A 12955-nucleotide genomic window follows, 5' to 3' on the forward strand; every position below is an offset into this window, starting at 1 on the left:
CACCGGACGCAGAAGGCCGAGCTGCCGACGGAGGAGGTGATGGGGCGCGGCGCCTTCGATCTCTCCCGTGTGCTGGAGATGGAGCCGGATTTCCTCTCGGGCGAGGACGACCACGAGCATGACGATGCGATCGGCTCCGTCTCCTTCGAGGTGGAGCGGCCGTTGGACGAGGAGCGCTTCCATACCTGGATCAGTGAGCTGCTCCGGACCAAGGGCCAGGACCTGCTGCGGTCGAAAGGCATCTTACACTTCCATGACGATGGTCGCCGTTACGCGTTCCAGGCCGTTCACATGCTGGCTGACGGCGACTTCATCGGGCCGGTGAAGCCCGGCGGCGCCCGGCGCAGCAAGATTGTCTTCATCGGGCGCGATCTGAACCGTGTCGCGCTGCGCCGGGGCTTCGAGGCCTGCCAGGTGGCCGGATGAGCGTGGCGGCGGCCCCGCCGCGCCGGGGTATCCTGGCCGATAATGACGTCAGTCCCAGGGAGGAGATGTGGCGGCGCTGGCACGGCGACGAGTGGTCGGCGCTGGAGGCCCTACCTGGTGCCGTCCGGCGCCGGATCCAGGAACATGCTTACGACGCATGGTCGGTGAATGTCTTGATGCTCTGGCGGATGTTCCGTCGCCGGACCGCCAGCAGCGCGCGGGCGGAACGGCGCCTGCTGCGCTACCTTGATGAATGCGAAGCCATGGAGCAGGCGGCGGCAGATGCCGCCCACCGCAGGATCTATGGAGTGCCGCTCCCGCATGTCGCGGCGGGCGCCAGCGTTCTTCGGGCGCGGGCCGTCGACGGGCGAGGAGCCGGTGCGGTCGGATGAGAAAGGGCCGCCACCTGGGCCGCCGGGAGCCTTGAAATGGTTCCCGGCGGTCTCATCCGCACTGAAAATCGTTGGGCGAACTCCTAGCGCGCCTTCAACGATTCCCGAACGGTCGAGGATCAGAAGGTCAGCGTCGCGAGCAGGCGCACGGTCCGGCCGGGCAGCAGCACCTCGTCCTTCTTGAAGGACGCGACGTTCCGGATGTCGGAGTCCAGCAAGTTAGTGCCGACGACAGAGAAATTTGCCGTCCTGACGTCGTCGAGCCGCGCGGTGTACCCAATCCGCGCGTTCACCAGGTCGTAGCCCTTCGTCGGCGTCTCGTTCTCGCCGACCCGGTTCTGGTTGAACGCGTGCAGGTAGTCGACGCTGCCCTGGAAGGTGCCGTCGCGCCAGAAGATGCCGGCGCCCAGGCGGTGCGGCGGGATGCGGGGCAGGTTCCCGGCGCCGTTCTCGAACTGCGCCCGGACGAAGTCGTAGCGGCCGGAGACGCCAACGTTCCCGTCCCAGAGGTTGAAGAGATCCCTCTCCACCTTGGCCTCAAGGCCGTAGAAGCGGGCGTTCCGCTGGCCGAAGGCCGTCTGGAGGAACTGCTCCCCCCTGCCCGCTACGCAGGAGCTGAACTCCTCGCCGCAGCTGTTGCCGGTGAGCGCGCGGTAGATGAAGCCGTCGAAGTGGGAATAGAAGGCGCTGGTGTCGAAGCGGGTGGCGCCGGCCGTGCGGGACAGGCCCAGCTCGGCAGTCGCCGCGCGCTCCTTCCTCAGGTTGGGATCGCCGATGTCGAAGGTGCCGGTGGCGTCGTGCGCGCCCCGGGAAAAGAGTTCCGCGGCGGTCGGGGCGCGCTGCACGTACTGCCCCGTCGCCCGCGCCTGCACGGCCCAGGGCAGGTCGTAGAGCGCGCCGAGGCTGACGCTGAACGGGGTGTAGGTGCGGCGCTGCCCCCTGCTGTCCAACTCTGCCTCGGGATCGAGGGGAAGATTGCCCCCCGAGAAGTCCCCGGTGGCCCCGACGATGCGGTCGAACTCTACCCGCCCGGCCGCCTGCAGCCGCAGCCGCGGCGTCAGGGTCAACTCCTCGAAGAGGTAGCCGGCATAGCGGTCCGTTCGGTTCGGCGGGAGAAAGTCGAGGAACTCGCCGGTGGTGCGGATGCGCTCCTGCTCAATCGACAGCCCGAAGGTCCCGTTCAGCGGCCCGAGGCCCGTGTTGACGGGCGCGTGCTGCAGCTCGACGCGGCCGTCCCAACTGTTGTTGCGGAACCCGCCATGGACCACCCGCGGGCTCGCCAGCCCTCCGGCACCGATCTCGTCCATGCCGAGTTCGCCCGCCTCCTCCGCGCCGATCTCCTCGTGGTGATAGTTGGAGAAGCTGAACCAGCCGCTGACGCGCTGGATGGGGCCGCTGCCCGGGCGATACTCGGCGCGGGTGGACCAGCGAACCTGCTCCGCGCGGATCGCCGTGCGCGCCGCGGCCTCCTCGCCGCCGGGGATCTCATAGAGGCTGCGGAAATGCGAGACCGAGCTGCCGATGAAGCCCTGGTCCCAGATGTAGCTCAGACCCGCCGACTTGCCGTCCGTGCGGACGCCGCTGTTCTCCTGCCGCCGTCCGCCGGGGATGCGGTAGTCGCTGTCGTAGCGGCCGAAGATGTCGAAATGTGCGACCCAATTGCCGGCGCGCACGTCCGTGGTGCCCACGCCGTCCCAGCCGCGCGAGCCGCTGTTCCAGCCGCCGGAAATCCGCCCCTGCACGGCGCGGTCCGGCAGCACCGTGGGGATGCGGTTGTTGATGACGTTGACCACGCCGCCGATCGCCTGCGACCCCCAGCGCAGCGAGGCCGGGCCCCGCACCACCTCGATCCGCTCCGCCGAGAGCGGATCCAGCGGCACGACGTGATCCTCGCCCAGGTTCGAGGCGTCCCCGGAGAGGAAGCCGTTCTCCTGCAGGCGCACCCGAAACGTGTCCAGCCCGCGGATGATCGGACGGCTCGCGCCCGGGGCGAAGGTGGAGGCGGTGATCCCGGGCTCCGTAAACAGAACGTCGCCGAGATTACGGGCCGGACGTTCCAGGATCTGGTCCCGCTCCATCGTCGTCACCGGCAGAAAGCTGCCGAGCTGGTCGGTGGTGATCGGGCTCGCGGTGACGGAGACCTGCGGAACGAGAACCGGGGCAACGGCTTCCTGGGCCGCGATCTCCTGCCAACACCCAAGCGAGGCGAAGGTCGCGACGGTGGCGAGCAATGCTGAACGGTGGGACATGAGCACAAAAACCTCGACTTTTCGGAGCTAATCGCCAGTCGGGTGGCAACCACTCCGGTTACGTCATGTTATAACATACGCTTACCGGGCTGGAACCAGGAAGGCAAGCTGTGTGGCGCAGCTTTGGATAGCGGTGAGACAGGTGCGGAGGCGCCGTGCGACGTGCCCGGGTCCTCGCCCTTCGCGGTGGAGAAAACGGCTGGTTCCCCCTCGGGCGACGGAGGCGGGCCGAGTTGGCGAAGACGCAGTTCTTCGTCAACAAATCGACGGCCGACCCCTGCAACAAGCCCGCGTGGTGAAGGCAACCCCCGAGAGCCGGCCGGTGAGGCGCCACTGCATGCCCCCGAAGGTCAGCGTCTAGATCACCCCGATCAGGCGGCACCACAGCGCCAGGTCCGGCCCGTGGCCGCGTCGGTGCACGCCGACCCGCTCCTGGTCCATCGCCTCCAGTTCCACCTCAACCGCAAATACGAACACCCCAATGCCGGCCAGTGCGTTCTAGCCCCACATCGCAGCGACCAGCCTCAGTGGTGCACTGCTTGCCCGATTGCCCGCACGACCTTGTTGACGCTGATCGGCTTCTCGCACCGAGCGGTCCGGTCGAAGCGGGTGGGCAGACTGGACGCGTCACATCCGGTTGTGAAGATGAACGCGCCCCCGCTCTGCATCAGCCTGTCGGCCGCCTCGAAGGACTGCTTGCCACCCAAGTTCACGTCAAGAACGGCGCCGTCCAGCCTCTGTACCGAGGCGATGGTGCACAGGGCGTCCTCGACAGTCGCAACTGGCGCGACCACGACTGCACCTGCCTCTTCGAGTTCCAGGCAGAACTCGTCGGCGATCATGTACTCGTCCTCGACCACAAGGATGCGGCGATCTTGTAAGGTGGTCTGAGTCATGCTCGCGTTCCCGTCCCGCTAGGTCCGCCGACACCGGGGTCTCGATCCTGCAGTACACGCCATTGGGGCCAAGCACATACGTTGTCCTCGCGCCGAATTGGTAAGGGAGGGCACGCTCGATCAGTCCCCTGCCCTGACCGCTACCGGTGGGCCGGGTACCGGCAGGCGGCATGGCGATGCCGCACGCGGTCCGGCTGCTTGCGTCGACGTGGTGGAAGTAGTCGATGATCCCACGCGAGAGGTTCTTGCTGACGATGATTTTAAGCGATTTCGATTGCGAGTCATGAATCTGGATAGTCGCTGCGCCGTACCGCGCAATAATGACGGCTGCAGACAGGATCTCCTCGTAGATCGTCGCGACATTCTCCTCTGTCACAAGTCGCTCCGCGAGGCCGCGCAGCAGCTCCGCATTCGTGAAGTCGGTGACGAGTGCTTCCTCGCTCTCGCGCAGCGCCGCTTCCGTACGCGCCGGCACGACATCGGCCCATACTCGCGCCGTAACCTCCTGCAGGATCGCTACTTCGTTAGCTGTCCAGTGGCGCGGCACATGCTGATGAACGCTCAGGGTCGCCATCAGCCTGCCGCCGATGATGAGCGGAACGCTGAGCACTGCCTTGATGCCGACCTCAGTCAGCGGGGCGAGATCTGCCCGAGCGACGGTGGATCACCGGCATCATCGGCCCACAGTGTCCGGCCGGCCCGAAGATCGTCCAGGATGGGCCCGCTGAAATCCTCCAGCTGCGCTCGTTGAACCCTCGGCCGCAGGTGCGGCACCGGAAGCGCCAGTAACCCTGAGTCGTACGGTCCGGCCATTCAGTCACCTCGGCCGAACCGCAGTCCACGCACTCGTTCCAGGCTCCCAGCCGCCCATCATCCCCTTAAAAAGACCTACCCACGCCTGCCCCCGCGCGCCGATCCGGGCACCCCTAGCGCGAGCTCTGACAGATCCCAAGCGCTCACCTGAGGTAGAGCGGCAGGGCATCGTCCCTCCCCTCCTCCCCCGGCTCAGCGCTTGGTCGACCCGTGCAACATACCCCCCTCCAAGGCGGATCTGCTCGGACACGGCTTGGCGGACAGCGCCCTCTCGCACCTGCCGATCATCCATCAAGTCGCCGCCGCCCTGCTGGGTCGGGGCTGACAGCGCTCCGCCTCGGGTGCCCGGCCAACGTCAAGGCTCAGGCGAACAGCGCACCGAGCTGACTGGGGCTCATTGCGAAGTACTGGCTCTGTGTGAAAGCGGCCACCTGCCTGCCCCGCAGGTTAGCGAGCTGCGTTGTGGTGACGGCGGCGATCTGTTCGTTGTTCAGGGCGCCCACCGCGGCCGTACTGAGGGCCGCGAAGGCCTCTGGGCTGAAGGACGTGATGTCGTCGGGCGACAGGCCCGGCACCTGGTCCGGCGTTAGCGCGGAGATCGCTGTGGTGCTCAGCGCCGCGATCTGGTCGGTGTTCAACGCTGCAAGCTGAGTGGGCGATAGGCGATAAACCTGGGTTGTGGTCAGGCCGCTTAGCTGGGTGGTGGACATCGAGGCGATCTGGGTCTGGCTCAGTGCCATGACCTGCACCGTGGACAAGCCGCTGATCTGAGTTGTGACCAGGCTGCCAAGCTGCGTGGTGGTTAGGCCGCGTGTGGCGGAGTAGCCGATCGCGCCGATCTGGCTTGCCGACAGAGCAGCCAGCGCGCTTGTTGACAGGGCGCTGACTTGGTCTGCGCCCAGCCCGGCGATCTGCTGGGACGTCAGCACGCCAATCCGTGTTCCCAACATCGCGACGGCATCGCTGGCAAGACCCGCTATCCCGGCCGGTGAGATGGCGGCCAGTTGACTGTCCGTGAGGGTGCTGACCGCCTGCTTGGACAGGGCGGCAATCTGTGCCGACCCGAGCCCGCCGAGTTGGGCAGGTCTCAGAAGACCTAGGCGGCCCGCCACTGCCGTCATGTCGAGGCCACGGACACCCGTGTTCGACAGGGCGGTGAGCTGTGCATCGGACAGCGCCGCCACTTGATCGGCCGAGAGGGCCGCGACCTGCGTGGAGCCGAGGCTACCGACCTGGCCGGTGGTCAAGGCGGCGAGCTGGGTGGAACCGAGGCCCGCCAGCCCGCTCGTCGGAAGACCGCCGATCGAGGCCGGAGAGAGGGAGGCCAGCTGTGCCGGGGTCAGGCCCGTGATGGTGCCGGCCGGCAAGGCGCCAAGCTGAGACGAGGTCAGCCCAGCGAGTTGCGTGCTGCTCAAAGCCCCGAACTGGGTGGGGCTCAGGCTCGCGAGGCTGCTAGCCGGGAGGCCGGCGATCCCGGCGGCGGACAAGGCGGCAAGCTGGCTGGTGGCGAGCCCCGCGACTGTCTCGGCCGATAGCGCACCGAGCTGGGACGAGACGAGGGCACCAAGCTGGCCGGCGCTCAGGACATCGACCTGGGTGCTGGTCAGATTAGCGACCGACCGTGTGTCAAGCGACGAGATCTGCGCCGTGGTCAAGGCCGCAAGCTGGGTAGTGCTCCAGGACATGGTGCCCACGGCGGAAAGTGCTGCGATGCTCCTCGCAGGCAGGCTCGCGATTTGCGCGGGGCTCAGTGCAGCCGTCGCCTTCGTCGTGAGGCCCGCGAGACTGGCCGGGCGCACCGCGGAAAGCTGCGTGGTGGTGAGAGCGGCGACGTCCTCCGGCGAGAGGGCGCCGACCTGCGTCGGATCGAGCGCCGCCATCTGGCTAGCCGCGAGCAGGCCGAGTTGGGTGGTGGCCAAGCCGGCCACTTGTTCCGTCGTCAGCGCCGCGATCCCCGCGGCCGAGAGAGCCGCGGTCTGGTTGCCCAAGGCACCGAGTTGGCCAGCGGTGAGCACCGGGACCTGCGCCGCCGTCAAGGCAGCAACCTGCCCGGTCGTCAATGCGGCGACCTGGGTATTCGCCAGCGCGCTGACAGCCGCGGAGGTGAGCCCTGTCAGGGCCAAGGAGGGCAAGGCCGCTACCTGGGTGGTGCTCAGCGCTGTGATCCCCGCCGCCGGCATGGCGGCCAGATGGCTGGCGGTCAGGGCACGTAACTGCGTCGTGCCCAGGCTGCCCAGCTGCGGCATGGCGAACAGCCCGAGCTGTGCTGGCCTGAGTGCGGCGACCTGCCCCGTCGTCAGCGCGGCAACCTGTCCGGTGCTCAGCGCGGCGATCGCCTCGGCGGTCAGGCCCTGGAGGCTTGCCGGGGCCAAGGCGGCGACCTGGGTCGTGCTCAGACTTTCGACAGTATCGGCTGAAAGCGCACCGAGTTGGGTGGTACCGAGCACGGCGAGCTGCGTCGTGGCCAGCCCGGCGAACTGCGTGCTGGTCAGGGCCGCAAGGCTGGCCGGCGGCAAGCCCCTGATGGCGCTCGCCGACAAGGCAGAGATTTGCGAGGCGTTGAGGCCAGCCAATCCTTCAGGAGACAGGGCGGCGCTCTGCGCCTGGGCCAATGCGCTGAGTTGCCGAGTGGTCAGGGCGCTGATCTGCTTCGTTGTCAGCGAGGACATCACCGTCGTGGTGAGCCCGGCGATCCCAGTCACCGTCAGGCTCGCTAACTGAGAGCCGCTCAGCGCCGCAACGTCGTCCGCGGTCAGTGCCGCAGCCTGGGCCGCGCGGATCGCGCCAAGCTGTGTTGTGGTCAGTGCTCCGAGCTGGGTGGCCGTCAGCGCCGCGACGGCCGTCGTCGTGAGGCCGGCCATCCCGGTTGCCCCCAAGCCGGCCACCTGATCCCCGCTAAGCGCCACGATGTCGTCAACGCTCAGAGCTCCAGCCTGCACTGCACCGAGGGCGCCGAGTTGAGTTGTGGTGAGCGCACCCAGCTGTGTGGCAGTCAGCGCGGCGACCTGCCCAGGCTTGAGGGCCGCGATATGCGCCGGGTGGAGGGCAGCAATCTGGGTACTGCCCAGTGCACTCAGTGTCTCAGTCCGGAGCCCGGCCAAGCTGGCCGCAGGCAGGGCCGACACCTGTGCGGCGGTCAGCGCTGCCGCGCCGGCCGTAGTCAGCCCTGATAGCTGCACGGAGCCAAGCGCGCTGAGTTGGGTCGACGTCAGCGCACCGATCTTGTCTGGTGCCAGAGCAGCCACTTGGCTTGCCGTGAGGGCCGCGATGCCCGCTCGAGGCAGGGCAGCGAGCTGTGTACCGCTCAGAGCGGCGAAGGCCGCAGTGCTCAGGCTGGCAACCTGGGCTGGCCGCAGCGCGGCGAGCTGGGTTGGAGTGAAACCAACGGCCTGGGTAACCGAGAGCGCGCGCAGCTGGGTCGTGCTCAGCCCGGTGACACCTGCCGCCGAAAGGGCACCAATCTGTGTGGCGCTCAGGGATGCGAGGTCGACCACCTCGAAGGCAGCGACCTGGCTCGCACCGAGCACGTGGAGCTGACCTGTCGTAAGCGCTCCAGCCTGAGTGGTCGAAACCGCCTGGATCTGGCCAAGGCTGAGGACGGAGAAGGCCGCGGCCGAAACGGATGCCAGCTGGATGGGGGAAAGGGTAGCGAAGTTCTTCGTGCCGATTGCCCTGAGCTGCGCACCACTGAGTGCTGCGATCTGGTCAGAGGACAGAGCGCCAACCGTGCTCGCGGACAGGCTGCTGATCCCAGTCGTCGATAGCGCCGTGAGCTGCTGCGTCGTCATTGATGTCAACACCGCAGCAGGCAGGGCCGCCACTTGTGCTGGCTTAAGTGCCGCCACCTGCCCAGACGTAAGCCCACTGACCTGCAACGTGGTCAGCGACCCCGCCTGGGTTGCCGTCAGCGCGGCAATGCTCGCGGCGGACAAGGCGCCAAGTTGCGTCCCGCTGAGGGCGCTGAGCCCTGTCGTGGTCAGGGCTGTAATCTGCGTGGGTCTGAGAGCGGCGACCTGGGTGGTGCTCAAGGCGCCGAGTTGGCTGGTGTTCATCACCGCCAGGGTTGTGGTGGTAAGGCCCGCGATCTGTCCCGCGCTCAATGCGGCGAGGTAAGCGGGCGGGCGTGACGCACCACTCGCTGCCGGAGCCATGTTGATCTGCACAGGTATCTTACCTTGCGTCGGATCTTCCCCAGCCGCGGACGGGGAACGGCGTTATTGCCATGTTTAAGGATGCGCGATGAAGGTAAAGAACTCCTGAATCGCCACGGCAAGACCGTGGTTGGCACGCATGATGAACCACCCCGGGTTTGTCGGAGGCCCCAGAACTTGAGAGGATGGAGCCATGACGACGAAGGGCAAGACAGGGGCGCGCTACGCGCCGGAAGTTCTTGAGAGGACGGTCAGGTTAGTATTGGGGGGCAGCGGGGATCACGCGACGCAGTGAGCGGCGATCAACTCAGTGGCGGCCAAGATCGGGTGCACGACGGAGACGCTCCGGAAGTGGGTCCGGCAAGCCGAGCGTCAGGGGGCAGGCGGCACCGACCGCGGTGAAGCGAGAGCGGATCAAGGCCTTGGAAGGCGAGGTCCGCGAGCTGAGGCAGGCCAATGATATTCCTCTGAAGGCGCCGGCGTATATCGCCCAGGCGGAGCTCCACCGCCGATCCAAGACATGATCGCCTTAATAGACGATCATCGCGAGGTCTAAGGGGTCGAGCCGATCTGCCGGGTTCTGCCGATCGTGCCGCCCAACTCCCTCCGGCAACTGCCCTCGTCCTACGGCAGATCGCCGCGAGACCGGGAAGTTCCCATCGCAGAACTCATCCAGCGCGCAGAGGTGACAGGGGCGAAGACCCTCGGCCATACGACGGTCAAGCGTCACCTGCCCGCGCTGTCCGTCTTCTTCAAATTCCTCGTGGACCACGGCGAGCTGACCCTCACCCGGCGGAATGACATTCTCGGCGAGCACGACTTCAATATCGGTGCCGCGCGAGAGGCCCGTGAGGCCTGGAGGAGCGGCGAGATACAAGCACTCTTCACCTCCCCCGTCTGGACGGGCTGCGATCCGACTTTGGCCAACCGCGCCTCCCCATGCCGGCGATCATCGGTGATGGCTTTTCCGGGCTGCCGATGGTGGGCTTCGACGAGGGAGGGCGCCGTGAGGAGATGGCGGACCTCCGCCGTAAAGACATGTTCCACTCGCCGGATGGTCTCTGGACGATTGCGATCACCGACGAGCATCGAAGCCTGAAGAATTCGAAGGCCAAACGGACCATCCCCGTTCATCCCGGGCTCGTTCTTCTCGGCTTTCTCGAACACGCCACGCGCGTCGCTCCGAACGCCGATGATCCGCTTTCTCCGGGCCGTGAGCCCGAAGGTGTTCAGCGGAAGCGCGTTCTTCCGATGACACGTTGGTTCGGCCGGTACCCTCAAGCCATCGGTATCTACCTCGAGGGCGTCGCGATGCACGCCACCCGGCACAGCTTCGAAATGCGATTGCGCGCGCAGCTTAAGAATCCGAGCGACGAGCACCGCCTGAACTACCTGGCCGGGTATGCCCTCGCCGCGGAAGAAAGGGCGGAACGCTACTTCAAGGGCCCCGGAGCGAAGGCGACCGCACGGCTACTCGTTCGTCCCTGCTATCCTCACATCGACTTGGCCCATCTCTAAGTCTGAGAGAAGGGCGCCCTCTCGATCCCAGCCAGCTGGTGAGGGGCTGGCGTCGATCGCCCTAATCGTTGAACGCTGCCCCAGAAGGCTATCGGCTCGAAGTGCCGACCAGGGAACGGAGGTTCGGGCGCTAAGATTCGCAGCCGCCCGGCGCCCCGCACGGCCGGCGCCCGTTGGGCGGCAGCGAGCAGGGCCTTTAAGGGCACGCAGCCGGTGTCGAGGCACTCGCCCCACATCCGTTCGCGCTCCACCAGCGCGACGCGCACGCCGAGCCGCGCGTGGCCCCCGGCCGCGGTCAGCCTGGCGGCACCGGCATCGATGACCATCAGGTCGTGCGTGCGCGCCAAAGCCTCCCCTCTCCGTGCTACCCGCGCGATGTTGAGGTAGACAGTATCGCCTGACGGCCCAGGCTGCCCACATCCTTGGTAGCCCGATCAGCGGAGTGCCCTGTGATCGTCCAGCCCCCTGCCCGGGCTTCGCGATCCTCGGACCATCGCGAAAGGGGAGCGGCGCACCGCCGTCGACCTGCCGGCCCTGCGGACGCTCTGGTTCAACACCGGCACGCTCTGCAACCCTGCCAGCGCGAATTGCTACATCGAGAGCTCGCCGCGCAACGATGCGCTCGCCTACCTCTCCGCCAACGAGGCTGCAGACCTGCTCGACGAGAAGCGGTGCGGCGCCCGGGCGGTGGAGGAGATCGGCTTCACGGAGGCCGAGCCCTTCATGAACCCGACTTCCAGCCGATGCTGTCGGAGCCGCTGGGCCGCGGCCTCCGTGCCCTCGTGCTGACCTACGCCATGCGGCCGATGTCGCGCCATGCCAAGGCCCTGGCCGCGCTGAACGCTGCCCATTCAGGCCGCCTGACGCTTTGCGTCAGCCTCGATCACCACACACCCGTCCTCCATAACCGGGAGCGCGGCGCCGGCACCTTCGCGGTGACGATACGGGCGCTGGAATGGCTCGCGCGGCACAGTTTCCGGATCAACGTCGCCGGCCGTGGCGCCTCCGGCCGGGAGCCGGAGGCGGCGATGCCGGAGGGCTAAGCCCGCCTCCTCACGGAGCGTGGCATCCCGATTAACGCGGCCAGTCCGGTGGCCCTGATGCTCTCTCCGGAACCGGATGCTGCCCCGGAGGTGCCGGAGATCACCAAAGCCTGCTGGGGCATCCTCCGGAAGTCGTCGGACAGCGTGATGTGCCCCTCCTCCTGCATGGTGGTGAAGCGGGGGGGCGCCTAGGAACCCGCCGTCCTCGCCCGCACCCTGCCGGCCTACGACGCGCGGTTCGAGCTGGGCGCGACCCTGGCGGAGGCGAACCGCCCGGTGCCGCTGAAACACCCCCAATGTGCCCGCTCCTGCGCCCTCGGCGGAGCGGCGTGCAACCGCCAGAAGGGCGGGCGCCTGCCTCTCGTCGCGGCCGATCCGCCAACCGCGCTCGCCCACGTTCCCGGGATTTCCACTCCGAAGCAAAACGATGCGCCCGAGGTACAGCGGGACCCGACCTGTCCGGTGAACGGCCCCGGGATGGTGGGATGGACCAAGGTGGCCCCCCCGTCCTACTCGTCGGCTGCCGTCCACGCGCACCGGACCGGGAGGCCCGACCACTTTGCACACCATCGCCCCGACGCCGTCCGAGAACGACCCGGTCGGCCTGTGCATGGCCGGCGTCATCTCGCCCGAGGTGGCAGTGAGCCGTCTCCTGCTCGGCCATGTCACAGGAGAGGGCATCGCGGCGATGTTGGAGCAGAGGCGCGCGGAGCCGCCCTCGCTGCGCTGGCAGGCGCTCAGCACCCTGGTCGAGGCGCGGCGGCCGGAGCTGGAGCGGCTCTTGGCCGAGGTCGTGCGCGCGGGCAGCAACCACGCGCTTCCGGCCACCGACCCGCTGGCTGGCGCGGCCGAGATCGCCGGCTTCTTCGATCGCGCGGTGGCGAACTCGCCCGAAGCCAGCGTGGCGCTTTACTCGCTGGGCGACCCGGCGATCCTGGCCACCGCAACCGCGGAGATCCTCGACTGGCTCAATGAGCGCGCCTTGCTGCGCGAGGACGCCGACGTGCTCGACCTCGGCTGCGGCATCGGCCGCCTGGCCGCCGCCCTGGCGCCGCGCGCGCGCTCCGTGCTCGGCCTGGATGTCTCGGAGGGGATGCTGGCCGAAGCGCGGGCGCGCTGCGCGCCCTGGCCTCACGTGCGGCTGGCGCACACCACAGGCCAGGACCTCGATGGGCTGGCGGCTCATAGCCTGGACCTCGTGCTGGCCGTCGACAGCTTTCCCTACGTCGTCCGCCTCGGCCCGACGGTGGTCGCGCGACACGTCGAGGGCGCCGCGCGGGCCTTGCGGCCCGGTGGCGCGCTCGTGGTGCTGAACCTGTCCTACGGGCGCGGGGTGGCGGCCGACGTGGCGGAGGCGCGGGAATGGGGCACGGCACACGACCTCGCCCTGGACGTGGCCGGCGAGCGGCCTTTCGCGCTGTGGGACGGCCTTGCCTACGTGCTGCGCCGCCGGGGCTGAACCCCGGA

General features: G+C 67.9%; 9 protein-coding genes, 2 pseudogenes and 1 other annotated feature. Of the genes and pseudogenes, 6 read left to right on the forward strand and 5 right to left on the reverse strand.

Features of this window, described 5'->3' with window-relative positions; all coding sequences use genetic code 11:
- On the forward strand, nt 1-426 hold a 426-nt coding region (locus tag BO39_RS24810), incomplete at its 5' end, for a CobW family GTP-binding protein (RefSeq protein WP_043838737.1).
- On the forward strand, nt 423-818 hold the full coding sequence (locus tag BO39_RS24815) for a DUF6525 family protein (RefSeq protein WP_052402591.1): 396 nt from the start codon (nt 423-425) through the stop codon (nt 816-818). The genes BO39_RS24810 and BO39_RS24815, both read left to right, overlap by 4 nt.
- A 119-nt stretch (nt 819-937) precedes the next feature.
- Here BO39_RS24815 and BO39_RS24820 read toward each other — a convergent pair whose 3' ends face one another.
- The 4 genes and pseudogenes from BO39_RS24820 to BO39_RS24830 all read right to left on the reverse strand — a co-directional run bounded on the left by BO39_RS24820 (nt 938) and on the right by BO39_RS24830 (nt 8939).
- Nucleotides 938-3067 carry a TonB-dependent receptor gene (locus tag BO39_RS24820; protein WP_084698473.1) on the reverse strand — a complete coding sequence of 710 codons (2130 nt, stop codon included), beginning with the start codon at nt 3065-3067 and terminating at the stop codon, nt 938-940.
- Between the two features lie 524 nt (nt 3068-3591).
- A complete protein-coding gene (locus BO39_RS34590) occupies nt 3592-3963 on the reverse strand; it encodes a response regulator (RefSeq protein WP_043838745.1) in 372 nt (123 codons plus the stop codon).
- A gap of 496 nt (nt 3964-4459) precedes the next feature.
- A pseudogene (locus BO39_RS35385) lies at nt 4460-4597 on the reverse strand (GAF domain-containing protein); the annotation flags it as partial.
- A gap of 541 nt (nt 4598-5138) precedes the next feature.
- Nucleotides 5139-8939: a beta strand repeat-containing protein gene (locus BO39_RS24830; protein WP_156963900.1), complete on the reverse strand. Its 3801-nt coding sequence runs from the start codon at nt 8937-8939 to the stop codon at nt 5139-5141.
- A 181-nt stretch (nt 8940-9120) separates the two neighbouring features.
- On the opposite strand from BO39_RS24830, the pseudogene BO39_RS34595 reads away from it, so the two are divergent.
- Nucleotides 9121-9480, forward strand: a pseudogene (locus tag BO39_RS34595) (transposase); the annotation flags it as partial.
- Nucleotides 9406-9522 (forward strand) — a sequence feature (AL1L pseudoknot). It overlaps the preceding pseudogene by 75 nt.
- Here BO39_RS34595 and BO39_RS33000 read toward each other — a convergent pair.
- Nucleotides 9457-9804 carry a hypothetical protein gene (locus tag BO39_RS33000; RefSeq protein WP_156963901.1) on the reverse strand — a complete coding sequence of 116 codons (348 nt, stop codon included), beginning with the start codon at nt 9802-9804 and terminating at the stop codon, nt 9457-9459. Its footprint overlaps the feature before it by 66 nt. The pseudogene BO39_RS34595 and the gene BO39_RS33000 overlap by 24 nt on opposite strands.
- Nucleotides 9805-9866: 62 nt before the next feature.
- On the opposite strand from BO39_RS33000, the gene BO39_RS24835 reads away from it, so the two are divergent.
- The 3 genes from BO39_RS24835 (at nt 9867) to BO39_RS31595 (ending at nt 12947) form a co-directional block, all read left to right on the forward strand.
- Complete coding sequence (locus BO39_RS24835; RefSeq protein ID WP_043838749.1) at nt 9867-10445, forward strand: site-specific integrase; 579 nt, start codon at nt 9867-9869, stop codon at nt 10443-10445.
- A 743-nt stretch (nt 10446-11188) separates the two neighbouring features.
- The gene (locus tag BO39_RS34055) at nt 11189-11488 is read left to right on the forward strand and encodes a hypothetical protein (protein WP_211257558.1); all 300 of its coding nucleotides are present in this window, start codon (nt 11189-11191) and stop codon (nt 11486-11488) included.
- 559 nt (nt 11489-12047) lie between these two features.
- Nucleotides 12048-12947, forward strand: a complete 900-nt coding sequence (locus BO39_RS31595) for a class I SAM-dependent DNA methyltransferase (protein WP_084698475.1) — start codon at nt 12048-12050, stop codon at nt 12945-12947.
- The last annotated feature ends 8 nt before the right edge of the window (nt 12948-12955 follow it).

The sequence above is a fragment of the Roseomonas aerilata DSM 19363 genome (genome assembly GCF_000711725.1).
Classification (GTDB): domain Bacteria; phylum Pseudomonadota; class Alphaproteobacteria; order Acetobacterales; family Acetobacteraceae; genus Roseomonas; species Roseomonas aerilata.